19 protein-coding genes are annotated in these 24,081 nt (G+C 53.4%); 9 read left to right on the plus strand and 10 right to left on the minus strand.

Going from position 1 to position 24,081, the window contains the following annotated elements:
* The first annotated feature begins 217 nt into the window (after window positions 1–217).
* Window positions 218–1,453, plus strand: coding sequence for a zinc metallochaperone GTPase ZigA (gene zigA / locus BS639_RS13015; RefSeq protein ID WP_084983277.1), 1,236 nt, complete (start codon window positions 218–220; stop codon window positions 1,451–1,453).
* 26 nt (window positions 1,454–1,479) lie between these two features.
* Window positions 1,480–2,688 (plus strand): CobW family GTP-binding protein, encoded by a 1,209-nt coding sequence (locus BS639_RS13020; RefSeq protein ID WP_084983315.1) that lies wholly within the window; start codon window positions 1,480–1,482, stop codon window positions 2,686–2,688.
* Between the two features lie 74 nt (window positions 2,689–2,762).
* Here BS639_RS13020 and BS639_RS13025 read toward each other — a convergent pair whose 3' ends face one another.
* From BS639_RS13025 to BS639_RS13035, 3 genes are all read right to left on the minus strand, one after another.
* Complete coding sequence (locus tag BS639_RS13025) at window positions 2,763–3,500, minus strand: HPP family protein (protein WP_055780871.1); 738 nt, start codon at window positions 3,498–3,500, stop codon at window positions 2,763–2,765.
* A gap of 142 nt (window positions 3,501–3,642) precedes the next feature.
* Window positions 3,643–4,563 carry a DMT family transporter gene (locus BS639_RS13030; RefSeq protein ID WP_084983278.1) on the minus strand — a complete coding sequence of 307 codons (921 nt, stop codon included), beginning with the start codon at window positions 4,561–4,563 and terminating at the stop codon, window positions 3,643–3,645.
* Window positions 4,560–5,150, minus strand: coding sequence for a TetR/AcrR family transcriptional regulator (locus tag BS639_RS13035; protein ID WP_084983279.1), 591 nt, complete (start codon window positions 5,148–5,150; stop codon window positions 4,560–4,562). The genes BS639_RS13030 and BS639_RS13035 overlap by 4 nt, the downstream gene beginning before the upstream one ends.
* Window positions 5,151–5,333: 183 nt before the next feature.
* Between BS639_RS13035 and BS639_RS13040 the strand changes: the two genes are divergently transcribed.
* Window positions 5,334–5,819, plus strand: a complete 486-nt coding sequence (locus BS639_RS13040) for a GNAT family N-acetyltransferase (RefSeq protein ID WP_084983280.1) — start codon at window positions 5,334–5,336, stop codon at window positions 5,817–5,819.
* 35 nt (window positions 5,820–5,854) lie between these two features.
* Here the strand turns inward: BS639_RS13040 and BS639_RS13045 are convergent, their stop codons facing one another.
* From BS639_RS13045 to malE, 4 genes are all read right to left on the minus strand, one after another.
* Window positions 5,855–6,319 carry a GNAT family N-acetyltransferase gene (locus tag BS639_RS13045; protein ID WP_084983281.1) on the minus strand — a complete coding sequence of 155 codons (465 nt, stop codon included), beginning with the start codon at window positions 6,317–6,319 and terminating at the stop codon, window positions 5,855–5,857.
* Between the two features lie 138 nt (window positions 6,320–6,457).
* On the minus strand, window positions 6,458–7,348 hold the full coding sequence (malG, locus tag BS639_RS13050) for a maltose ABC transporter permease MalG (RefSeq protein ID WP_055780855.1): 891 nt from the start codon (window positions 7,346–7,348) through the stop codon (window positions 6,458–6,460).
* 12 nt (window positions 7,349–7,360) lie between these two features.
* Window positions 7,361–8,938 carry a maltose ABC transporter permease MalF gene (gene malF / locus BS639_RS13055; RefSeq protein ID WP_084983282.1) on the minus strand — a complete coding sequence of 526 codons (1,578 nt, stop codon included), beginning with the start codon at window positions 8,936–8,938 and terminating at the stop codon, window positions 7,361–7,363.
* 97 nt (window positions 8,939–9,035) lie between these two features.
* A complete protein-coding gene (gene malE, locus BS639_RS13060; protein WP_139804099.1) occupies window positions 9,036–10,214 on the minus strand; it encodes a maltose/maltodextrin ABC transporter substrate-binding protein MalE in 1,179 nt (392 codons plus the stop codon).
* A 423-nt stretch (window positions 10,215–10,637) separates the two neighbouring features.
* On the opposite strand from malE, the gene malK reads away from it, so the two are divergent.
* The 3 genes from malK to malM all read left to right on the plus strand — a co-directional run bounded on the left by malK (window position 10,638) and on the right by malM (window position 14,070).
* On the plus strand, window positions 10,638–11,747 hold the full coding sequence (gene malK / locus BS639_RS13065; RefSeq protein WP_084983284.1) for a maltose/maltodextrin ABC transporter ATP-binding protein MalK: 1,110 nt from the start codon (window positions 10,638–10,640) through the stop codon (window positions 11,745–11,747).
* 29 nt (window positions 11,748–11,776) lie between these two features.
* Window positions 11,777–13,072, plus strand: coding sequence for a maltoporin (locus BS639_RS13070; protein ID WP_055780845.1), 1,296 nt, complete (start codon window positions 11,777–11,779; stop codon window positions 13,070–13,072).
* A gap of 101 nt (window positions 13,073–13,173) precedes the next feature.
* Window positions 13,174–14,070: a maltose operon protein MalM gene (gene malM / locus BS639_RS13075; RefSeq protein ID WP_084983285.1), complete on the plus strand. Its 897-nt coding sequence runs from the start codon at window positions 13,174–13,176 to the stop codon at window positions 14,068–14,070.
* A 94-nt stretch (window positions 14,071–14,164) separates the two neighbouring features.
* Here malM and malT read toward each other — a convergent pair whose 3' ends face one another.
* Complete coding sequence (malT, locus tag BS639_RS13080) at window positions 14,165–16,891, minus strand: HTH-type transcriptional regulator MalT (protein WP_084983286.1); 2,727 nt, start codon at window positions 16,889–16,891, stop codon at window positions 14,165–14,167.
* Window positions 16,892–17,198: 307 nt separating this feature from the next.
* Between malT and malP the strand changes: the two genes are divergently transcribed.
* Both malP and malQ read left to right on the plus strand, forming a co-directional pair.
* Entirely contained in the window at window positions 17,199–19,601 is a 2,403-nt protein-coding gene (gene malP / locus BS639_RS13085; protein WP_084983287.1) for a maltodextrin phosphorylase, read from the plus strand.
* Window positions 19,602–19,610: 9 nt separating this feature from the next.
* Complete coding sequence (gene malQ / locus BS639_RS13090; protein WP_084983288.1) at window positions 19,611–21,698, plus strand: 4-alpha-glucanotransferase; 2,088 nt, start codon at window positions 19,611–19,613, stop codon at window positions 21,696–21,698.
* An 83-nt stretch (window positions 21,699–21,781) separates the two neighbouring features.
* Here the strand turns inward: malQ and BS639_RS13095 are convergent, their stop codons facing one another.
* A complete protein-coding gene (locus BS639_RS13095) occupies window positions 21,782–22,639 on the minus strand; it encodes an NmrA family NAD(P)-binding protein (protein WP_084983289.1) in 858 nt (285 codons plus the stop codon).
* A 133-nt stretch (window positions 22,640–22,772) separates the two neighbouring features.
* Here BS639_RS13095 and BS639_RS13100 point away from each other — a divergent pair, with 133 nt between their 5' ends.
* Window positions 22,773–23,681 (plus strand): LysR family transcriptional regulator, encoded by a 909-nt coding sequence (locus tag BS639_RS13100; protein ID WP_055780659.1) that lies wholly within the window; start codon window positions 22,773–22,775, stop codon window positions 23,679–23,681.
* Here BS639_RS13100 and BS639_RS13105 read toward each other — a convergent pair.
* A complete protein-coding gene (locus BS639_RS13105; RefSeq protein ID WP_084983290.1) occupies window positions 23,678–24,076 on the minus strand; it encodes a RidA family protein in 399 nt (132 codons plus the stop codon). The genes BS639_RS13100 and BS639_RS13105 overlap by 4 nt on opposite strands.
* Window positions 24,077–24,081 lie beyond the last annotated feature (5 nt).

Raw genomic sequence — 24,081 nt, forward strand, 5'->3', positions numbered from 1 at the left:
GAAAATTGTTCGAAATAATTTGGTTGGGTTAAGCGTCTTTTTTTATACCGTTCAGGACGATGAGGAACACTGACTGCTTAAGTCATTGAGGTATTTCAGCGGGTACGTTAATGAGTCACCCAATAATTTCTACGGATAAGCTTGATCTAATATTGTTATGTTATAACATAACAATATTATTAAGGGTGTTATACACCGTCTGTAGAGGTCTACTTTAATGTCAGAATCATCAAACCCGTATCTGAACGGCGTGCCAGACACGCGCTTACCCGTCACCGTGCTTTCTGGATTTTTGGGTGCTGGTAAAACCACTTTACTGAATCATATTCTCAATAATCGACAGGGACTGCGCGTTGCGGTCATTGTTAACGACATGTCAGAGGTCAATATTGATGCCGCGTTGGTGCGTGACGGCGGCGCCGAGCTGTCGCGAACTGACGAGAAGCTGGTAGAAATGAGCAACGGCTGTATCTGCTGCACACTGCGTGAAGACTTGCTGATTGAGGTCGACAGGCTAGCCAAGGCCGGTCGCTTCGACCATCTGGTCATTGAATCAACGGGAATATCCGAGCCGCTGCCCGTTGCCGAAACCTTCACCTTTGCCGATGATGAGGGGCAAAGCCTGTCTGCGATCGCCCGTCTCGACACGATGGTCACCGTCGTTGATGCCTACAACTTTTTAAAAGACTACCAGTCAGACACCCTGTTGCAGGAGCGCGGAGAGTCGTTGGGAGAGTTGGACCAACGCAGCATCGTCGATTTACTGATTGAGCAAATCGAGTTCTGTGACGTCATTTTGCTTAATAAAGTAGACCTTATCGATGTTCCTCAGCGTGACGAACTGTTTGCGATACTGCGCAGTCTGAATCCGCGGGCAAAAATTGAAATCTCCTCATTTGGAAAAGTCAGCCTCGATAAAGTGCTGAACACCGGGCTGTTTGACTTTGAGCAAGCCTCATTGGCCCCTGGCTGGCTTAAAGAGCTGCGCGGTGAACATACCCCTGAGACAGAAGAGTTTGGCATTACCCATTTTGTCTATCGCGCGCGCCGGCCCTTTCATCCTCAACGTTTTTGGGACGTTATGGCGGGGGAGCTGGAGGGAGTTGTGCGTTCTAAAGGCCATTTTTGGCTGGCTTCGCGTCCCACCTTTGCCGGTTTATGGTCACAGGCCGGCGGCGTTGCACATCAGGAAATGGCCGGTACCTGGTGGGCGAGTATTGCGCGTGAGAACTGGCCGCAGGATCCAGAAACGCTGGCGTTCATCCTTGAAAAATGGGTTGACGGGATTGGCGATGCGCGGCAGGAACTGGTGTTTATCGGCATGAGAATGGCCGATCAGCATCTTCGCGAACGGCTGGATTATGCACTGCTGAGCGATGAAGAAATGGCGCTGGGTCCAAAAGGGTGGGCGCGTTTTAACGATCCGATCCCTTCCTGGGAACATGCGCTGTGAGTCCACAAGATTCCTCCACCGAGCAAGTGCTAAAAACGCCACTGATTATCCTCAATGGCTTTCTTGGGGCGGGAAAAACCACGCTACTAAAAAGCCTGCTGTATAAGCTGCGAGATCAAAAGGTGAAGCTGGCGGTAATTGTTAACGACATGAGCGAGTTGGACGTTGATGGTGTGATCATTGCCAACACCGAATTAGTGAGCAAAACGCGGCTAAACTTCGTCAGCATTTCAGCCACCAGTATCAGCAGCGAGCAGGGAATTGCCCGACTTGATGAGGCATTAAACAATCTGCATAGCGAATTCCAACCCGATTTGCTGCTGCTAGAAACTTCCGGCAGCAGCCATCCTGCACCACTGCTGCGCTATTTTCGACAGCACAACACCGTTGTCCTAAAAGGTTTTCTGACCCTGGCTGATGCGGTGATGCTAAGAGACGACTACCGCAGCGGTGAGGCACTGGTTGAAGGCTTTCAGCGCCACATGGCGCAGGGAACGCAGGGGGTCGAAAACCTGTTGGCCGAGCAAATAATGCTCTCGAGCAAGTTACTACTGACCAAAACTGATCGTCTCAGTGCTTCAGCTGTGCAGAAAATTGCCCATCATTTGCACCCGCTTAATCCCTATATCGACATTATGGCAACGCAGTGGGGAGAGGTTGATTTGGCAATGCTCACGTCGCTGCCGGCTTACAATTTTCATCTGGTTGCCCAACTTCTCGATGAGATGGAACTGATGCGCCAAGGTCGCGCCGATGCGTCTGCGGAAAGTGAAGATTACACGTTGGAGACGCGGGTGATAGATGATAAACGCCCGTTTCATCCCCAGCGATTATGGGACACCTGCCAGCAGTTTTTGGGCAAAGGGGTTCATCGCAGCAAAGGTTTTTTTTGGATGGCCAGCCGTGACGATCTCGCACTGCTGTGGAATCAGGCGGCGGGCAGCATTAATCTGGAGTTTGTCAGCTATTGGAAGGCGGGCGTATTGGCGCACGTTGACAGCGGCCTGATGGCAGAGGAGCGGCTGAGGCTTGAGCAGCAGATGGCGAAACAGTGTTCGCGTTTTGGCGACAGGCGCTGTCGCTTGACGGTGATTGGCGAGGGCGCTGGGGTGGCTGAATTTACCGAGGCGTTGAAGCGAAGCTTTTGCACCGAGGCCGAAATCACCCATTGGCAGCAGGGCGGTGTTTTTAACGATCCTTGGCCGCAGCGGATAGCACGATTAAAAGCCAAGTAATCAGCATGCCGCCAACGTGGTGGCGGCATGCTGACGGTTGTTATCGCTGTTTTCGACAGTGTTTAAGCGACTGTTTAGGCCGATTTCGCTGTTGCTCTGCGCTGTGCACGCGCCTCGGCCTGAGTGAGAATTTCGAGTAAATCGCCTTCATCAATATCAAGAATTTCACCCCTTTCGACCAGCACGGCGTGCAAGTCTTCCCGATGAATTCCCAATCGTTGGCGGACCGCAGGCTGTGGCCCATTTTCTGCGACCGTCACCGCCTTGGCACTCGACATCGAGTGAGGATAGCGGCGTTTTACCGCATTATTAAACACCAGGGCGACGGCAGTGAGCAGCAGGGAGTTGACCAGCACCGGATAGAGGGCAAAGCCGTATCCCAGCTGGGCAATTGCCGGTCCGCCAAGAACGGCTGTCACGGCCACGGCACCGCTGGGTGGATGCAGGCAGCGCAGTGGAAACATCAGCGCAATTGACAAAGCAACCGCGAATCCGGCCGCCAGCGCGGTGTCATGTATCCAATACGCGCAGGTGACGCCAATAACCGCTGCCAGCAGGTTACCGCCCACAATCGCCCAAGGCTGGGCCAATGGGCTGGCCGGAATAGCAAACATCAGTACTGCCGAAGCCCCCATCGGCGCAATCAGCCACGGGCTGCTGTCGCCCAATGCATGATGACAAAGCCATGCGGTCAGAATCAGGCCAATACCGGCACCGACACAGCCAGCAATACGTTCACGGCGGCTAGATAAAATGGGTTGTGGCCAGAAATGTGCAAGGCCGTTGAATAACTTCTTTATGAATGGATTCATGATGCTAAGGAAGAGTGTTAAAAACGATTTATATCATATCAAGCATAAAATTGATGAGGCGTGAGTGCGTTTCCTGATGCCGAGTTTAAGGTCGACGGGAAACGCACGTTGTCGTGCCTGCTTCATTAAACAGGCTGATGAATCAGGAAAGCGCAGGCTGATAGCGCCTTGCCGGAACGGTTATCAGCAGCAGACAGACGCCGACCATCCCCATTCCCAGCCAGCCAATCGGTGATATTTTTTCGCCAACGACCCACACGGCCAATACTGCCGCGACGACCGGCTCGAGCAGGGTAAGCGTAGTGGCACTGCTCGACGGGATGCGCGCTAGCCCAAAGCCGTAGCAAACATAGCCTACAAACATCGGGATCAGTGCCATATAAGTGCCGACGGCGGCATTGTTCCATGAGGCCAGAAGAGGACCGCCGGTAACAAAAAGCACCGGCATCAGCAGCAGGCCGCCGAGGCCGAAGGTGGCACCCATCGACGTTTTGGACGGCACGCCCTGTTGCATCAGCTGCCTTGCCGCCCAGGAATAGAGCGCGTAGGTTAGACCGGCCAGCAGTCCGAGCATGACGCCGGTGAGAACGTCTCCTGACATTGCCGACTCGCCGTGGCCTGCGCCTTTTCCAAGGCACAGCAAAATCATGCCTGCAATTCCAATAACGGCACCGAACATCCAGCGAGTAGACAGACGTTTGCCTTCAAACAGAAATTCGATAAGTGCAGACAGCAGGGGAGCCGAGCCGATCGAAATCACCGTACCGACGGTGACTCCGGCGAGGTGCATTGAGGCATAGAACGCTAAAGGATAAATGCTCACCGCCAGGCCGCCGGTGAGTACCAAGCGCCAGTGCTGACGCAGGCTGTTGCGAAAACGAACAAGGCTTCTCAACGCAATGAGCGCCTGTAGCAGGCCGCCGACGCCCATCGCGAGGGCGCCAATGGCGACCGGACTCACCTGCGGCGCAAAAGTTGCCGCGGTGCCGGTGGTGCCCCATAAAACCGAGGCAAAAAGAACCGCTAACGTTCCGGAAAGCTGACCGCCGACCACCAGACTCATAGCGCCTCCATCATCATGCTTGCCATGGCGAACGCCTGACGCACGCAGTTGCCGTTGCCTTCAAGACCGGCGCGGGATATTGACCCCTCAAGCAGAAAAGAAAAGTGTCTGGCTAAGGTATTGGCCCTGTCAGTATCTTGTCCGGTTAGCGGGGTAAGATGTTCTACAAGGATAGATTCAACCTGCTCTTTATGCCGACGAACCGCCAGCCTGCCCGGAGCGCCGGCGGGTAACTCTGCCGCTGCATTTAATAGACCGCAGCCTCTGAACCCGCGCTCATAGGCGTGCTCGGCGTGGTCTTCATAGGCTTGAAACACGGCTAATACTTTTTGCTGTGGCGTTGTCGCCTGAGCCAGTCTGGCGGCGTAAAGTGAGAGCCACTCGTCGTGACGGATCTCTAGGTAGGTCTCTACCAGTTCAGCTTTGGAAGCAAAATTGTTATAGAGGCTTTTCTTGGCGACACCGGCTCTTTTTACCACCGCATCAATGCCAGTACCGGCAATGCCATCATTGTAAAAAAGCACTCTTGCGGCACCGAGCAGTCGATCGCGGGCACTTTCAGAGGCTTCAGATTTGTCATTGGACACGGAGTCACCTGTAGGGTTTATAAATAGTAGGTAGCCCAGTCTACCTACTGCCTTGGCTGCGTCAAGCTATACGACGATTTTTATTTTTTCTGGTAAAGGGTAGGTTGATAAAACAAACTCCGAGTCAGCTTAAAAAAATCATAAACTAGCGCTAAAACTCAGGAAATTATCAGGGAGGAAAAAATGAATATTACAGTCGGTATTTGTCAGAAAAATGAGTCTGAACGGATGGTGGCGATTTTCACCGAAATGGAGGAGCACTATTATGGTAAGGGAGTCGTTGAACTGCATAAGATGCAGCACTATCTGGCCTCAAGAGTTTTCGCTCAAGATTCAGGCGTGACGGTTATCCGCGTAGAGCAGGGCGATCGGGTGATTGGCTTTGCCTGTATCAATGTTCTTTATCCGTCACCAAGATACTCGGGACAGATGTTTATCAAAGAGCTGTTTATCTCTGAACGTTATAGAGGGCATGGCGCAGGTAAAAAATTGATGCAGTTCATTGGCCGGCTGGCACTGGAGCGTGAGTGCAGCAGCCTCGACTGGATGTCGGAAAAAAGTAATGCCGATTCCAAACGATTTTATACCGCACTCGGCGGCGAAATACTCAATGGCATGCACCATTTTCGGCTCTATGGCGCAGGGTTGAAAACGCTAGCCGCGGGGTGACCATAAAAAGTGAATTTTTAAGGAATTGGGCTTTATTAATTTAAATTCTGCGACATATTGATACCGGTAATATGAAAACCACACTTTTCATACAGCGCTTTGGCGGACGGATTTTCGGGCGCGACGCGGAGGCCGACTTCGTTAATGCCCATGCCTTTCAGGCGCACTTTCATTTCCATCAGCGCAGCACGCCCCAACCCGCGATTGCGCCAGTCAGGAAGAATATAAAAATCATTAATCCAGGCAGCCTGCCTGATTAATCCTACCCACAGATAGCCGACCGTCGACTGCGGTTCAGCGCAAAGGCTAATACACCAAACGGCATTGTCATGGCTCTCGATACCCTGCGGCAACATCATATCGAGGGTCTCACTGGCTTGATTGCGTGCTTTTTCGGCACTGTATACGCGCGTATTTTGCAAATCTTGCGCATATTCACCGATGAAAATTGTGCGATATTTTGCAAATTCCTCAGCGTTCATATCCCTTAATAGAATCACAATATCTCCTTGAATAAAAAGCCATTCCTCAAAGATAACATCTGAATACAGTTTTACAAGACGCAAAATCCGCTAAAAAAAGGGCGACAGTTAAGTCGCCCAAGACACAGGAAGTAAACAAGTCAAGCAAGGGCAGTGTTAACCTTTTACGCCTCCCGCTGTCAGTCCACCAACCAGCCAGCGTTGCGCAATCAGGAATACGGCGGTTATCGGAATAGCAGAGAGAATGGCGGCGGCGGCGAAATCACCCCACAAATAGTTCTGCGGGTTGAGGTATTGCTGCATGCCAACCGCCAGCGTGTAGCTGTTGACGTCACGCAGCAGGAGAGAAGCCACCGGCACTTCAGTGATGGCAGCAATAAACGACAGAATAAATACCACCGCCAAAATAGGTACCGACAGTGGCAGCAGCACCAGACGGAATGCCTGCCAAGGTGTTGCGCCGTCAAGCGCCGCGGCCTCTTCCAGTGAGCCGTCAATGGTTTCAAAATAGCCTTTGATGGTCCATACGTGCAGCGCAATACCGCCCATGTAGGCGAAAATAACCCCGCCGTGGGTATTAAGCCCAAGAAACGGTACATAGACGCCCAGCCGGTCAAACAGCGCATAGAGTGCTACCAGAGAAAGCACCGCCGGAAACATCTGGAAAATTAACATACCCTTTAACAGTGAGCTTTTGCCGCGAAACTTCATGCGGGCAAACGCATAGGCACAGGTGGTTGAAAGCGCCACGATACCCACCGCAGTAATTCCGGCAATTTTAATGGAGTTCCACAGCCACAGCATCACCGGAAAAGGCGGTGGCGTAATGCTGCCATCGCTGTTGGTAACCGACATTCCCAGCGCCAGTTTCCAATGGTCCCACGACACTTGGTCTGGGATCAGGCTGCCGGTGGCGAAGTTGCCGGGACGCAGAGAAATCGCGAACACCATCAGCAATGGGAACAAAATCAAGGTGATAAAACTTAGCAGCAGCAGGTGCGTGACCAGCAGCCTGACTTTTTGCGACTTCGGTTTAACCATCGGCATTGTTGTCTCTCCTTAGTCCAGTTTCAGTCGTGAAGCTTTAAGATTCACGATAGCCAGCACGCCAACCAGCAGGAATATCAGCGTCGCAATCGCCGCTGCCAGCCCGAAGTCTTGGCCACCGCTGCCCTCAAAGGCAATGCGATAGGTGTAGCTGACCAGCAAATCGGTGTGACCCGCCGGCGTAGTGGTGCCTATCATGTCCGGACCGCCGTTGGTCAACAGCTGGATCAGCACGAAGTTATTAAAGTTAAAGGCGAAGCTGGCAATCATCAGCGGCGTCAGCGGTTTTACCAGCAGCGGCAGCGTGATACGGAAAAAATTCTGCATCGGCGTCGCGCCGTCCATCGCCGAGGCTTCGTACAAGTCGTCGGGAATGGCTTTCAGCAGCCCCATGCAAAGGATCATCATGTACGGGTAACCGAGCCAAGTATTAACGAGTATAATCATACTTTTGGCGGTAAGTGGATCGCTAAACCACGCCGGTTTTATGCCAAACAGCGCATTGAGCATCAGATTGATTTCACCAAAACTCTGGTTGAATAACCCTTTGAAGATCAGAATCGAAATAAACGCCGGCACCGCATAGGGCAAAATCAGCAGAATGCGATAAATCGCTTTGCCTTTCAGCGCCTCCCACTGCACCACGCAGGCCAGAATCATGCCTACTGCAACGGTCAGCACCACGGTGAGCAGGGCAAAAATAACCGTCCAAACAAAAATAGACAGGAAGGGTTTCTTTATGCCGTCGTCATGTAATACGCGCAGAAAATTCTTCCAGCCAATACCTACCGTAAAGCCGGGGCTGAGTTTTTCGGCCTGCCACTGCGGTTTTCCAACCGCGTCGAGCTTAACCGCCTGGTAAAAGCCACTCTCCATATTGGGGCGGTAAATTGCACCAGTTTGCACGTTGGTCAGCTGTTTGCCGTCTTCTGCAAGCTTATAAAGCGGCTGTGTTCCGGAAAATTGTCGCAGTGAGCTCATACGCAGAATTTCGCCGTCGGGTAATTTGGCCGATAGCTGACCTATCGCCAGACGATTTTGCGTAATCACCCTTAGCGCGGCCTTTTCACCGGCGGGTTGGCTTTGCGCCACGAGATCCAACGTTTTCTGTGCTGAGGCATCAAAAGTAAACGGCGGCGACACCAGTACATTGCTGCCGTCAGGGGCATTAAGGACTAACTGCCACTGGTCTCCGGCAGCGATTAGCGAAAAGTTTAACGCACTACCACCCTGAAACTCGCGCCCCATCAGCACCGACTGAGCGCGTTCAAAGGTTAACTGGTTAAGACTGCTGTAGTTGGTGAAAGCGATGGCAATAGTACAAACCAGCGGAAACAGCACAAACAACGACATTCCCGCGAGACCAGGATAAATATAGCGCCACGAATACGCGCGACGGTTGCCATAAATATACAATCCCAGACTTGAGAGAATGAGGGTCAACATGGCAAATAAGTATTCACCCTGCACATACATTCGAACGATCAAGTAACCGGTTAAGCAGGCAAGCAGGCCGATGAGTGGCCATTTAAATGCGTGACTAAACGGCCGTTTTTTACGTGCGGTCAGACCGATTTGGGCTACTGGCATAAGGGCAATCCTTTGAGTCACGGGGCGCAGACGTACCGGCCTGGCCCCGCTATTAACGTAACGTTCTCTCACTTTAAAAGCGGTGCATCACGCGCCGTTACTTGGTGATGCGAGTCTCGACGTCTTTCAACGCCTGCTGAACCGTTTGACGGCCGTTAACCGCGTTGATAATCGCGCTGCGTTCGGCGTACCAGAAGGCGCTCATCTGCGGCACGTTCGGCATGATTTCACCGTTTTTGGAGTTGGTCATCGTGGCTGCAATGCGCGGGTCTTTTTCCAGCTGTTGCTGATAAGACTTAAGCGCTACCGCACCTAATGGTTTGTCTTTATTAACCTCTGCCAGTCCTTCATCGGTAATCAGATAATGTTCTAGAAACTCTTGGGCCAGCTCTTTATTCGGGCTGGCGGCGTTAATCCCGGCGGTGAGTACGCCAACAAACGGTTTGGACGGTTTCCCTTTAAAGGTTGGAAGCAGGGTCACGCCGTAGTTGATTTTGCTCTTGTCGAGGTTCGACCAAGCCCACGGGCCATCGATGGTCATTGCCGTTTGGCCTTTATTAAAGGCAGCTTCGGCAATGGAATAATCGGTATCGGCATTGATATGTTTGTTTTTCACCAGATCGATGATGAACTGCAGGCCCGCCTGAGCACCTGCGTTGTCTACGCCGGTATCTTTAATGTTGTATTTGCCGTCTTCATATTTGAAGGCGTAACCGCCGTCGGCGGCAATGATAGGCCAAGTGAAGTACGGCTCTTGCAGGTTCCACATAATGGCGCTTTTGCCTTTGGCGCGCAGCTGCGTGTCGAGGGCCGGGATCTCTTCCCAGGTTTTAGGCGCTTCCTTGATGATGTCTTTGTTGTAAATTAGCGACAGCGCTTCCACCGCAACCGGATAGCCAATCAGCTTGCCATTGTAGGTGGCGGCGTCCCAAGTGAACGGGAACAGTTTGTCCTTAAAAGCCTGGTCCGGGGTGATTTCTGCCAGCAGGCCGGACTGCGCGTAGCCACCAAAACGGTCGTGCGCCCAGAAGATAATGTCCGGGCCGTCGCCGGTGGCGGCCACCTGTGGATACTTCTCTTCGAGTTTGTCAGGGTGTTCAATGGTGACTTTGATGCCGGTGTCTTTCTCGAATTTCTTGCCAACTTCCGCCAGGCCGTTGTAGCCCTTGTCACCGTTAATCCAGATAACCAGCTTGCCTTCTTCTATTTTGGCAAAAGCGGGGGATGACAGCACCAGCGTGGCCAGTGCCGACAGAGCCAGTGTGTGCCTGAGCATGGTTTTAAGCCGAGGCGCGTTGTTTCGAGAAGCGTTAATGCTGAGCGTCATAATCCAATCCTTTTATATGCGGTGAGGCGTCGGTTTTCGTCTTAGACGTGAAAGCCAGGGTACGTTGCCAGTGTGGATTCAACCCGCCGCCGCTTCATCATCCCCCTCTCTACGCCCCCAAGGCTCAGAGTGTGATGTGGCTCCCAACGTTGGGCTATATGTGCTCAAACACGCGGGATTAGGCTTCATTTTTTGCCAGGCAGATCACGAATCTGATTTTTGGTTTGAACTTTCAGCCCTTTGGCTTAACACCCCATCCTCCTTTCTCCTCCCCCATGAAAAACTTTGTTACGGATGATTACGCTTAGCTGCGGTTCCTTCACTCTTCATTGCATTCAGTTTCCTCGCTGGCAGCAAGTACAGGAGTTCAGGATGGCGAGCGTTTCCCTTAACGGCGTGTACAAGGCATTTGGTGAAAACGTGATTTCCAGTGATATCAATCTGGAGATCGACGAAGGCGAATTTGTGGTGTTTGTCGGCCCATCGGGCTGCGGCAAATCAACACTGCTGCGCATGATTGCCGGTCTCGAGGACATTACCTCGGGCGAATTGAAGATTGGCGACAGGCGTATGAATGAAGTGCCACCCGCCGAGCGCGGTATTGGCATGGTGTTTCAGTCTTATGCGCTTTATCCGCACCTGTCGGTGGCCGAAAACATGTCCTTTGGACTCAAACTGGCGGGCGCGGGCAAAGCTGAAATCACTCAAAAGGTGAATCAGGTTTCTGAGGTGCTGCAGTTGGCACACCTGTTGGACCGTCGCCCAAAAGCGCTTTCGGGCGGGCAGCGTCAACGTGTGGCGATTGGCCGTACGTTGGTCTCGGAGCCGTCAGTGTTCCTGCTTGATGAACCGCTTTCTAATCTGGATGCCGCGCTGCGCGTACAGATGCGTATTGAAATTTCGCGTCTGCATAAGCGGTTAAAACGCACCATGATTTACGTCACGCATGACCAGGTAGAAGCCATGACGCTGGCCGACAAAATCGTAGTGCTCGACGCCGGACATATCGCTCAAGTCGGCAAGCCGCTTGAACTTTATCACTATCCCGCCAACCGCTTCGTGGCCGGTTTTATCGGCTCACCCAAAATGAATTTTTTACCGGTAAAAGTCATCGAGGCCGAGTCTGCACGCGTACAAATCGAGCTGCCGAACCATCAGCGGGTTTGGCTGCCGGTAGAAGGTATCGACGTAAAAGCGGGCAGCAATCTCTCGTTAGGCATTCGCCCTGAGCACCTTTTATCGAGCGACGTCGCCGAAGTGACGCTCTCAGGAGAGGTGCAGGTGGTTGAGCAATTAGGTAATGAAACGCAGATCCACATCCAAATTCCGGCAATTCGTCAGAACCTGGTTTACCGCCAGAACGACGTGGTGCTGGTAGAAGAAGGTGCAACATTCGCCATTGGTTTGCCGCCACACCGCTGCCACCTGTTCCGCGAAGACGGAACCGCGTGTCGACGATTGCATCCCGAGCTCGGCGTTTGAAAGCACGCATCCCCTCACAGGAGAAAATGATGATAACAATGCGTAATTCCTCTCTGGCCCTGGCAGTGACGGCAGGTCTTTTTTCTACACAAGTTATGGCCGTTGATTTCACCGGCTATGCCCGTTCCGGCATCGGCTGGACAGGAAGCGGCGGCGAGCAGCAGTGTTTCAAGGCTACCGGTGCAGACAGCAAATATCGCCTCGGTAACGAATGTGAAACCTATGCCGAATTAAGGCTGGGTCAAGAAGTGTGGAAGCAGGGTGATAAAAGCTTCTATTTCAACAGTAACGTGGCGTATTCCGTTTCGCAGCAGAATGACTATGAGTCAACCGATCCGGCTTTTCGCGAAGCTAACGTGATAGGTAAGAACCTGATCGACTGGCTTCCTGGCGCAACGATGTGGGCCGGTAAGCGTTTCTACCAGCGTCATGACGTGCACATGATTGACTTCTATTACTGGGACATTTCCGGTCCGGGTGCCGGTTTGGAAGACATTGACGTCGGCTTCGGCAAACTCTCCTTCGCCGCAACGCGCAACACAGAAAGCGGCGGTTCATACGGGTATATCGCGGATCAACGCAAAGAAATTCCGACCTCAAATGACGTCTTCGACGTGCGTTTGGCGGGCTTACAAACCAACCCTGGCGGCATGCTGGAGCTGGGTGTTGATTACGGCCGTGCCAACGCGCGTGATGGCTATTCGCTGGCAGACGACGCCACTAAAGACGGTGTCTTGCTGACCGCAGAACACACGCAGAGCATTTATAACGGCTATAACAAATTTGTGTTGCAGTACGCCTCAGACTCGATGACAGACCCAGGTCAAGGGACGGCAAACGGCCATTCCAGCGGTGGATCAATCAATAACAACGGCAAAATGGTCCGCGTTATCGACCACGGTGCCATCGACTTCAACGACACTTGGGGCCTGATGTATGTGGCGATGTATCAAGACGTTAATCGCGACAATAACAACGGTACCACCTGGTACACCGTAGGCGTGCGTCCAATGTACAAATGGACGCCAATCATGAGTACGCTGCTTGAAGTAGGCTATGACAACGTTAAGTCGCAGCGCACCGACGAGCGCAATGGCCAATATAAAGTCACTCTCGCTCAACAGTGGCAGGCAGGCGACAGCATCTGGTCACGTCCGGCCATCCGCGTCTTCGCCACCTATGCTAACTGGGATGAGAAATGGGGCTATAACACCGACACCGGCGCAAGCAACGGTTTAGCCATGAGCGACACCGCCAACCGCACGTTCAGCCGTGGTAAAGACAGTGAAGTGACCTTTGGGGCGCAAATGGAAATCTGGTGGTAGTGAGAATGAAATTTCAGTCACCCGTTGAGATTTAAGATGACAGGAGCAGGTTGTAGTCCGCGCTTGCTCCACGCTTCATCGTGTTTATTAAGGAAACAATAATGAGAAAAAGTCTGCTGTCACTCTGTTTGTCGCTGAGCCTGCTGGCGGCAGCACCGGCGGGGGTATTTGCCGCTAGCGGCGTTGAAAACACGACGCCAGCCATAGCGAGTCAAACTTTACATAATCTTTCATGGACGCCGCTGGTTCCGCCGGTGACGCAGGACATCACGCTCGGCGAGAGCAGCGCTAAAATTAATCAGGGCGATATTCAAGGGGCGGTGGCGGCGTTTGCCGTGCCTGCTGACAGAGGTTCACTGGAAATTACGCTGACCAGCATCGCCACCGGTAAAACGGTGTATGCGCCAAACGTGTTAGTACTGGACGAGCAGATGCATCCGGCGGCGTTTTACCCTTCAAGCTATTTCCCCTATATGAAGCCGGGTATTGTCTCAAGCGATCGCCTCGAAGGCACCTTGAAGCTGACCCCAGCGCTGGGACAGAAGCAAATATATCTGCTGGTGTACACCACCGAGCAGGATTTGGCCGCCACCACCCAAATGGTGAACCCTGCCAAGGCCTATGCGGCTGGCGTGGGCAATGCGCTGCCGGATATTCCAGACCCGATTGCTCGCCACACGCCGACCGGTACCTTGAGTATTAAGGTCAGTGCCGAACAAAAGTCGGGGAACGTGATGATTGGTCAGTTGTTCCCGTCTTCGGCACCGGCAGCTGCCGCACCGGTCGTGGTGGGCAATACCCAGCCTGCGACTCCGGCTCCTGCACCGATTAAAAATGCAGAGCCGTTGCTCAGTGATTCAGAGCGTTATTTCAACGACTCAATAAGAAAAGCAGTGAAGGGCGGTAACATCGACAAGGCGCTGAAACTGCTGGATGAGGCAGAAAGACTGGGATCGAAAACGGCACGCCAGACCTTTATCGACAGTGTAAAACACTAAGAATATTCGCTGGCAACAGGGACAGTAAAAACGCACCGAACAACAGTCGGTGCTTTTTTTTATCTGTAATTCCACCCGTTAAGGCCGCAAGGGTCTAAGCGCAGTAACCCATCACCTGCAGCAAATGCTGTGCCTGTTGAATGGCCTGTTGACGATGCACCACGCCCAGTTTCTGATAAAGATTGCGGATGTGGGTTTTAATGGTGGTGGCCGCGACCACCAGTTCGGAGGCAATTTGGTCATTGCTATAGCCCGAATAAATCAGCCCCAGCACCTGCCATTCTCGCTGAGTGAGCGGACTGGTGCGGATAAGCTCCGGCACCTGCGGATGCGTCAGTAATTTACTCACGAATTTTTCGTCAAAGTTGGCAAACTTGTGGCGATGATGCTGATTGATTTCACGCAAAATCAGCTGGGCGCGGCGCTGTTCAAGCACCGGCAGCAGGTTAAGTTGAAGCAGGTGACGCAGCTGTTGGGCCATAATTTCTCCCTCAATCACAAAATGACTGATAAATCCGGTGCGATTCGCCAGCCCCAGCGCCTCAATCAGCACACGCTGGGCCTCACTTTTCCTGCCGGTATGCCAATAAAGCAGATTGCTGAGCAGCAAATTCCGGTTCAGGTCGCTGGTGAGACGCAGCTGTCGTGCATTTTCATTAAGCTCGTCGAGCACCACTTCGGCTTGGTCAAACTGTTCAAGTAAAATCTGCACGCGGGCGATATTGCGCCACTGGCCCTGCTGAAAGTGGTTATCAGCCATGTCGGGTTTACGTGCTAGCTGAAGCCACTGGCGGGCGGCCACTTTATCTGCGGTCATCTGCCAGTAAATCACCCGCGGCTTGTCGGTATTGGTTAACCAGTCGATATGATATTGCCCGGTTTTCAACAAGTTTTCACAGCGAGTGAGATAGTGGTGCGCGTTGTCGAGCTGGCCGCGCGCCAGCGAACATTTCGCCAGCATCGCCAGACACTGTAGCTGCTGCGGTTGCTGAAAGTTGTTTAATACTTCCAGACCTCGGCGGGCGGCATCTTCTGCATCGTCGAGTCTTGCCCACGACCAGAGCAGCTGTGAGCGCAGGCGCAGCAAAAATTCGTGCATTGGCAACTGTTCAAGATGCTGCTCGCTGACCAGTTCAAAGGCGCGGTCCTGCGTTTCATAGGCAGCCTGCAAAAAGCCCTGAGCAATCAGAATTTCACTTTGCTGCAGTAGCGCCCACAGCGCGTAATGGTAGGACTCATGACGACGCGCGATCTGTTCCGTTTGCTGCATCAGCGGCAGGGCGCGGCTTAAATCGCCCTTACAGTGCTGAATTTCTCCGGTGACCGACGTCGCGACTATGCGGCTGTAATAACTCTCATAGGGCAGAAAACGCAGTGCTTCGGCGGCCAATTTCTCAGCCTCATCCTGTCGGCCATCGTTGATGGCAACCTGCGCGCGCAGGGCGTCAAACTCTGCGGTCAGGTCCTGTTCCATCACGATATTACGCTGTTGCATCTCGCTTTCGGCCCGCGCCAGCAGCGCCTCGACCTCGGCATAGCGATGCTGGCTCTGTGCCAGCCAGGCCTGCAACAGCACCAGTTTAGGGTTTTGAATCAGCCGATCGTACGGCAAGGCATTCAGACACTGTTCGAGCAAGGGCAGCTCACTTTGGTTGAACAGCGCCCAGGCGTGCTGCAGCAAAATATCGCGCAGCAGGTCCAAATCGTCAGCGCCCAGCGCATGATGAATCGCCTCGGCGGGAAAACCCTGCGTCAGCCAGCCCTCAGCGGCCGCACGATGAATTTTAGGCAATTCGCTGGCTAACTCCCACTGGCAACGCTGACGCAGAAAAGAGCTGAACAGCGGATGAAAATTGAACCATTCGCCGTTGTCATCCATACGGTGAATAAACAGCCCTTGGCGCTCAAGCTCCTCAAGGCGCTGCTGGCCGTTGTCGCCACCGGTCAGCTTGACTATCAGGGCATCATTCATCGAATGCAGCAAGGAGCAGCGGAGCAAAAAATCGCGGGTGGATGCATCAACGCGGTCAAGCACCTCATCCACCAAATATTCAGATAGATGGCTGGCATTCAGCCCGGCAAGTTTTCGTGCCGACTGCTGGGTTGACTGCTGTGAGGAGTGAGTAGACTGCCGCGCCGAAAGGGCGATCAGCTGTAGCGCCGTGGCCCAGCCCGCGACTTCATCGCACAGCCGATTGCTGTCGGCATGGTCAATAGGGTCTTTTAGGCGACAGTCAAAAAACTGCTGTGTTTCATGGTGGTTAAAAGCCAGGTGGGTGGCGTTAAGCTCGAGCAGTTGCTCGCGCACGCGCATATTAGCAATACCCAACTGCGGCAACGTGCGAGAGCACAGCACCAAGAGAACATTTTCGGGCTGATGACGCAGAAAGAAGCGCATTCCCTCATGAATCGCATCATTCGTTATTAGATGGTAGTCATCAATAACCAGCAGCAGCGGGCCGTGCCAGTCAGAAAGCTCCACGAACAGCTGCGCAAACAAAGTGGAGAGACTGGCATATTGATGCTTCTGGCTCAGCGCTTCACTTTTTACACAGTGGCCGCCGCACGCCTGCTGCACGGCGGCAATCAAATAACTGGCAAACCGCTCAAGCTGATTGTCGCCCTCATCCAGTGAATACCAGCCCAGACAATTTTTACCCGCCGCCCAGTGAGCCACTAACGTCGTTTTGCCGTATCCCGCCGGACTGGTCACCAGCATCAAACGGTAGTTCGGTGCCGTGGCAAGCTTGGTCAGCAAGCGATCGCGAACTACACTATTTTGCTGCCTAACCGGGCAACTCAGTTTTGAAGGGATCAGCATTTTTCAATCCTTTGATAAAAATCTGGGAGGGGCGTAAGGAATTATTTCATAGCGCGTAATTAATGTTTCTAAACTCCGCTTTTGAAATATTTATTGCAACATTATTACCTTATTTCATGTTGTTAAGTTGCTCTGCATCACACTTTTAAGCCACGTAGTTTCCGAAATTTTTCTGACCCTAAATTTCACCCCGCTAAGCCCCGTGTCTCATCCCTGACTAATCCCCGATGGGATGATGCTCCACCGGCGAAGAACCCGCAGCATAGTGAAAATTTCTTTAAAGGTTTCCGGATAAAGAGGGCAAGTGATGCAAGTGACTTTAGATAAAGCGCAGTTTGAGGCCGCATTAAAACGCCAGTGGCAGGGATTTGGTTTACAGCAGTCGCAGGATATGACGTCACACCAGTGGTGGCTTGCTACCAGCGCCGCGCTTGCAGAACAGCTTCGCGCACAACCCTTGCCCAAGGCGGAGAATCAGCCGCAGCGCCACGTAAACTATATCTCGATGGAGTTTTTAATTGGCCGACTGACCGCCAACAATCTGCTTAATCTCGGCTGGTACGACACGGTGAACGCGTCTCTCAAACAGCAGGGCGTAGACTTGGCCGATATCTTGGAGCAGGAAACCGATCCGGCGCTGGGCAACGGAGGACTCGGACGTTTAGCCGCCTGTTTTCTGGATTCGATGGCGACTGTGGGCCAACCAGCGATCGGTTATGGCCTGAATTATCAGTACGGCCTGTTTCGTCAGTCGTTCGATGATGGCCAGCAGCAGGAGGCGCCGGACAACTGGCATCGCGAAAATTATCCGTGGTTCAGCCGCAACGGTTCACTGTCGGTTGACGTCGCTTTTGGGGGATCGCTGGTCAAAAATGAGGACGGAAAAGAGCACTGGCGTCCGGCATTTAGCCTGCGCGGTGAGGCTTGCGACCTGCCGGTGGTGGGTTATAGAAACGGCGTGACTCAGCCACTGCGTCTTTGGGAGGCGACCGACGTTCATCCGTTTGACCTGACGCTGTTTAACGACGGTGAATTTCTCAAGGCCGAGCAGAAAGGTATCGACGCCGCCAAGTTAACCAAAGTTCTGTATCCGAATGATAATCATCAGGCGGGAAAACGACTTCGCTTGATGCAGCAGTATTTCCAATGTGCCTGCTCGGTGGCCGATATTTTACGCCGCCATCATTTTCTGGGTCGTAAAATTGAGGATTTGCCCGAGTTTGAGGTGATTCAGCTCAACGACACCCATCCGACCATTGCGATCCCCGAGCTGTTGCGCATTTTGCTCGACGAGCACTCGTTGGAATGGGACGCCGCCTGGGCCATCATCCGCCGGACCTTTGCCTATACCAACCATACGTTGATGCCCGAAGCGCTGGAGTGTTGGGACGAAAAGCTGGTTAAAAGCCTACTGCCTCGCCATTTTTCATTGATCAAAGCGATTAATGCCCGTTTCAAAAAAGTGGTTGAAAAACAGTGGCCAGGTGACAAAGCGGTGTGGGAAAAGCTCTCCGTGCATCAGAATAAACAGGTAAGAATGGCTAACCTGTGCGTGGTCAGCGGCTTTGCGGTAAACGGCGTTGCGGCGCTGCACTCTGAGCTGGTGGTGAAAGACCTGTTCCCAGAATATTATCAGCTGTGGCCCAATAAATTTCACAATGTGACCAACGGCATTACACCACGTCGCTGGCTCAAGCAGTGCAATCGCGCACTGTCGACGCTGATTGACACCACGCTGAAAACCGAATGGGTCAATGACCTCGACGCGCTGAAGGACCTCGAAAGTCAGGTGGATAACGCCGATTTTTGCCAGCAATACCAGCTTATTAAGCGTGAGAATAAAATCCGCCTGGCGGAGTACGTTCACCGCACAATGGGCATTACGCTCAATCCGGAGGCTATTTTTGACGTGCAGATTAAGCGCCTGCACGAATATAAACGCCAGCATTTGAACCTGCTGCACATTTTGTCGCTCTATCGCCAACTGCGCGATAACCCGCAGCTGGACATCGTGCCCCGCGTGTTCCTGTTTGGGGCCAAAGCGGCACCAGGTTATTACCTGGCAAAAAATATCATCTTTGCTATCAACAAGGTGGCGGAAAAGATTAACAACGACCCGCAGGTGGCCGACAGACTGAAAGTGGTGTTCATCCCCGATTATCGGGTTTCGGTAGCTGAGCTGATGATCCCGGCCGCCGACGTGTCGGAGCAGATCTCTACCGCCGGTAAAGAGGCCTCCGGTACCGGCAATATGAAGCTGGCACTGAACGGAGCACTGACCGTCGGTACGCTCGACGGTGCCAACGTCGAGATTGCAGAGCAGGTCGGTGAAGAGAACATCTTCATCTTTGGCAATACGGTCGATCAGGTGAAAGCGCTGTTGGCGAAAGGCTACAGCCCGCTTGCGCTGCGTAAAAAAGATGCCCATCTTGATGCCATTCTTGGCGAACTGGAAGACGGCACTTTCAGCAACGGCGATAAGCAGGCATTTAGCCTGATGCTCGACAGTCTGCTGGGCGGCGGTGACCCTTATCTGGTGTTGGCGGACTTCGCCGATTACTGCGCGGCGCAGAAAAAAGTCGATGCGTTATACCGCAATCAGGATCAGTGGACGCGCACGACCATTCTTAATACCGCGCGCGTTGGCATGTTTAGCGCCGACCGTTCTATTCGTGATTATCAACAACGGATTTGGCAGGCAAAGCGATAAGGAGACGCAATGGAGAACAAAGCACTGGAACAGGCTGCCAGAGAGGCCGGTATTTCCTCGGGGTTCATCAACGCCCACGGCAAACAGCAGGCGATAGCTGCCGAAACCAAGCGTGATCTGCTGGCGGCGATGGGCTGGAAGCCCGGCAGCAGTGCGCAAGTAACGCCGGTGCCTGTGGTTAAAGTTTTTGTGACCGGCAATCGCCTGGCGCTGCCGGTAGCCGGTGATGGCGAATACGGCTGGAAGCTACAGCTTGAAACGGGCGCGACTCAGCAGGGCCGCGTAAGCGGGAAAATGACCTTGGCGCTGCCGGCAAAAATCCCTGAGGGTTATCATAAACTCACCCTGACGCAGGGCGCACAGCATTGGGATTGTCGAGTTATCGTGGCGCCAAAGCGCTGCTATGAGTCCGATGCCTTGCTGTCGGGTAAAAAGTTGTGGGGCGCCTGTGTGCAGCTTTACACCCTACGCTCGGCCAACAATTGGGGGATTGGTGATTTCGGCGACCTCAGTGTGATGCTAAAAAACGTCGCTGAACGTGGAGGAGCATTTGTTGGCCTTAATCCGATCCACGCGCTGTATCCGGCAAATCCGGTAGCCGCCAGTCCTTACAGCCCGTCGTCACGCAGCTGGTTGAACATCATTTATATTGACGTCGGCGTACTCGATGATTTTACGCGCAGTGAACAGGCGCAACAGTGGTGGCATTTGCCGCAAACTCAGCAGCAGTTGCAGGACGTACGCGCCAGTGACTGGGTCGACTACGAACAGGTGATGGCGCTAAAACTCACCGGGCTGCGGCTGGCCTATGCGCAGTTTCTTGGGCGTAAAGCGCACGATCCGCGGGTGAAATCACTGGCTCATTTCGTCAAAAATGGCGGGGAAAGTTTGTATTTACAGGCGGCATTTGACGCCCTGTATCAGCATTTAGCGCAGGAGAATCGCGTCGCGCTCGGCTGGAATCGTTGGCCGGAGCAGTATCATGATGCACGCGGTCCGGCGGTCAGAGCATTTTGCGAGCAGCATGCCCAAGATGTTGAATTTTATTTATGGTTGCAGTGGTTGGCAGAAACACAGCTTGCCGAAGCCTATAAGCTCAGCCAGCAGCAGAACATGTCGATAGGGCTGTATCGCGACCTGGCGGTTGGCGTAGTAGAAGGCGGGGCGGAAACCTGGAGCGATGGCGAGCTGTATTGCCTGAAAGCCGCCGTGGGCGCGCCGCCTGATATTCTCGGACCTTTAGGGCAAAACTGGGATTTACGCCCGATGGACCCGCACGTGATGGTTAAACGCGGCTATCAACCGTTTATCGACCTGTTGCGCGCCAACATGACGCACAGTGGTGCATTGCGCATCGATCACGTCATGACTCTGCTAAGACTTTGGTGGATCCCAGCGGGAGAAACGGCGGATAAAGGCGCCTACGTACATTACCCCGTTGACGATTTGCTGGCCATTTTATCACTCGAAAGCCAGCGCCACCGCTGTATGGTGATAGGTGAAGATCTTGGCACCGTGCCGGTAGAAATTGTCAGCAAGCTGCGTGAGTCCGGCGTTTACTCGTATAAAGTGCTCTATTTTGAGCGTGATGAAGAGAGTAATTTCCGCGCACCGCAGTCGTATCCGGTTCAGGCGATGGCCACTATTACCACCCACGATCTGCCCACGCTGCGCGGCTATTGGCAGGGTGACGACCTGGCGTTGGGCAAAACGCTCGGGCTCTATCGTGATGAAGAGGTATTACAGGCACTCTATGCCGATCGCGCCCGAGCGCGGCAAGGGTTACTCAACGGTTTGCATTATTATGACTGCATTGCGAAAAGAACCGGGCATCAGGCCGAGATGATGGAGATGACGCCGGTGCTCAACCGCGGTTTGCAGCGCTACGTAGCCGACAGTGCCTGCGCGCTGCTGGGGCTACAGCCTGAAGACTGGCTCGACATGTCGGTGCCGGTTAATGTGCCTGGCACCAGCGACGAATACCCCAACTGGCGGCGCAAACTTTCGCACAGCCTCGAAGAAATGTTTGCCGATGATCAGGTCAACAAGCTTATTAAAGATCTCGATAAACGCCGACGCAATGTTTCAGTAAACTGAAACTGGCGTGAAAACAAAAATCCGGAGTCAGTAATGGCTCCGGATTTTTTTAAGCGTTAGGCCCACTTCGTTTTAGCCAGACGTTAACCCAGCATACCGCGCAACACGGTGGTCAGCTCAACCTCGCCAATCACCCGGTTCGTAATATCCCCCTCAAAGCAGATCCACTCCTCATTGAAACCGTCGATCATCTGGATGCGCGGCAGGGGATGGTTAGCGCCCTGTGCGCGAAATAAGGTTTCCCACGTTTCGCGCGGCACGGCAGAGGCGACAACCTTACGCTCCAAGACTTCGGCAAAGGCCAGGGCCAGGTCATGGGGTGAAATTCGCACCGGACCTTCAAGCTCGATGATACGTTTCCCCGTCCAGGTTTGTTGCATTAACTCGGCGGACACACGCCCCACGTCGGCGGTTGCTACCATCGGCACCGGCTTGTCGAGCGGCTGCAAATAACTGTCGATAACGCCGTTATGACGCGCGTTTTCAATATCGAGCGCCGAGTTTTCCATAAACCAGCCCGGACGCAGGAAGGTGACAGGCAGGTCTAGCTGGTTTAAGGACTCTTCCATTAGCGTGCGTTGGGTCAGTAAATTGGTCTGCGTCGCCTGCGCGCCAATAGTTGAAAGACACACCACCTTTTGCGGCCTGGCAGATTCAAGCGCACGGAATACGGCGGCGATCACTTTTCGTGCTTCGGGAAAACCCGGCTCGGGATCGAAATCTGACGGCGGAAGAATAAACACCGCTTCTGCTCCCTTAAAGGCCTTACTGAGCGCGGCGGTGTCGTACATATCCGCGACGGCAATGTCGCATCCCAGCGCCTGCCATTCGTCTGCCTTGCGCGGATCGCGAATAACCGCGCGCACCGCCTGACCCTTGTTAAGTAAATTACGTGCTACCGCGCCGCCGACTTTTCCGGTAATACCTGTGATGACGTACATTCTGTGGTTCCTTAAATGGTGTGAATTACGAAAGGGATGCCAGTGCACCTGTGGGGGGAGTATAAAGTGTGTTATTAGTTGACAGAATGCACACTGATGCATAACTTTAGTGACTTTTAAGCACGAGTGAATCATGGGCTTCGACGGAAGGCTGCTTGCCAACATCAACGTATTAGCCGCTATTGTGCACAGCGGCAGCTTCGCACGTGCCGCTCAGGCGCTTAGCCTCTCACCGTCGGGCGTTAGCCGCTCAGTGAGTCGACTCGAAGCTAGCATCGGTATACGGTTGTTCGACCGCACTACGCGAGCTGTCACACTCACCGATGAGGGGCGACGGCTGTACGAGGAAATTAGCCCTCTTTTGGCGGGAATTGGCGACGCCGTCAGCCTGGCGTCGGGAGCTTCTACCGCCGTTCACGGACGGCTTCGCGTTAACGTCGATGCTTATTTTTCGCGCCGAATACTCGCGCCGCACCTCAGTGAATTTCTGGATAAATATCCGGGGCTGTCGCTCGACGTGACGGTACTTGATCAACTGGGCGACATCGTGGGAGAAGGGTTTGATATTGCCGTACGTTTTGGCCAACCGCCTTCGTCATCCCTTATTGCCCGCCGGCTGCTCGAGACCAAAACGGTGACCGTCGCCTCGCCAAAATATTTAAAAAAACACGGAGCGCCGCAAACGCCAGCCGATTTGGTCAGCCATTCATGCATTCAGATGCGCAGTTCAATGACCGGCCTGCCGTTGGAGTGGGCCTATACTCGGGGGGGAGAAACCGCGTCGGCCAAAATTACTAGCCGACTGCTGGTTAACGAGTCTGAAACTTTATTAACGGCTTGTCTGGCGGGCGCGGGAATAGCGCGAATGAAAGCCGAAGGGGTGCGTGATTTAATTGCCCAAGGCCTGCTGGTCGAGCTTTTGCCCGCTTGGACGGGTGAAAAGTTCACTCTCTACGCGCTGTATCCGTCGCGGCATTTACCGCCCGCCAAGGTGCGCGCCTTCATTGAATTTGTGCAGCAGCTTGTTGCGGCACAGTCTTAAGAGGCCGGTGGAGTCCTTGCGATGACTTTGATTTCAAAATCAAAACCGGCCAACCAGTTTACGCCCACGGCGGTCCAGTTCGGATAGGGAGGTTCTCCAAAGGCTTTGAGCCTGACCGTGTTAAGCGTTTCCCATTGGGTGGCAGGATCAGTGTGGAAACTCGTGACGTCAATGACGTCGTCCAGGGTGCATCCGGCGGCGGCCAACACCGCCCCAAGATTGTCGAAGGCGAGCTGGACCTGTTTCTCGAAAACGGGTTCGGGCGATCCGTCTTCTCTACTGCCGACCTGCCCCGATACAAACAATAAATCATCTGAACGAATGGCGGCGGAATACTTATTGATTTCATACAGTGCCTGGCGACCGGCGGGGAAGATGGCATCACGTTTACTCATGGATT

This window comes from Rouxiella silvae (genome assembly GCF_002093625.1).
Lineage (GTDB): Bacteria > Pseudomonadota > Gammaproteobacteria > Enterobacterales > Enterobacteriaceae > Rouxiella > Rouxiella silvae.

Bases quoted from the DNA above. Each gene is read 5' to 3' on its own strand.
- BS639_RS13040 (WP_084983280.1), top strand. From the start codon at position 5,334: ATGAATATTACAGTCGGTATTTGTCAGAAAAATGAGTCTGAACGGATG.
- zigA (WP_084983277.1), top strand. From the start codon at position 218: ATGTCAGAATCATCAAACCCGTATCTGAACGGCGTGCCAGACACGCGC.
- malE (WP_139804099.1), bottom strand. From the start codon at position 10,214: ATGCTCAGGCACACACTGGCTCTGTCGGCACTGGCCACGCTGGTGCTG.
- malF (WP_084983282.1), bottom strand. From the start codon at position 8,938: ATGCCAGTAGCCCAAATCGGTCTGACCGCACGTAAAAAACGGCCGTTT.
- malT (WP_084983286.1), bottom strand. From the start codon at position 16,891: ATGCTGATCCCTTCAAAACTGAGTTGCCCGGTTAGGCAGCAAAATAGT.
- BS639_RS13070 (WP_055780845.1), top strand. From the start codon at position 11,777: ATGATAACAATGCGTAATTCCTCTCTGGCCCTGGCAGTGACGGCAGGT.
- BS639_RS13100 (WP_055780659.1), top strand. From the start codon at position 22,773: ATGGGCTTCGACGGAAGGCTGCTTGCCAACATCAACGTATTAGCCGCT.
- malK (WP_084983284.1), top strand. From the start codon at position 10,638: ATGGCGAGCGTTTCCCTTAACGGCGTGTACAAGGCATTTGGTGAAAAC.
- BS639_RS13025 (WP_055780871.1), bottom strand. From the start codon at position 3,500: ATGAATCCATTCATAAAGAAGTTATTCAACGGCCTTGCACATTTCTGG.
- BS639_RS13030 (WP_084983278.1), bottom strand. From the start codon at position 4,563: ATGAGTCTGGTGGTCGGCGGTCAGCTTTCCGGAACGTTAGCGGTTCTT.
- malG (WP_055780855.1), bottom strand. From the start codon at position 7,348: ATGCCGATGGTTAAACCGAAGTCGCAAAAAGTCAGGCTGCTGGTCACG.
- BS639_RS13095 (WP_084983289.1), bottom strand. From the start codon at position 22,639: ATGTACGTCATCACAGGTATTACCGGAAAAGTCGGCGGCGCGGTAGCA.
- BS639_RS13105 (WP_084983290.1), bottom strand. From the start codon at position 24,076: ATGAGTAAACGTGATGCCATCTTCCCCGCCGGTCGCCAGGCACTGTAT.
- malM (WP_084983285.1), top strand. From the start codon at position 13,174: ATGAGAAAAAGTCTGCTGTCACTCTGTTTGTCGCTGAGCCTGCTGGCG.
- malQ (WP_084983288.1), top strand. From the start codon at position 19,611: ATGGAGAACAAAGCACTGGAACAGGCTGCCAGAGAGGCCGGTATTTCC.
- malP (WP_084983287.1), top strand. From the start codon at position 17,199: ATGCAAGTGACTTTAGATAAAGCGCAGTTTGAGGCCGCATTAAAACGC.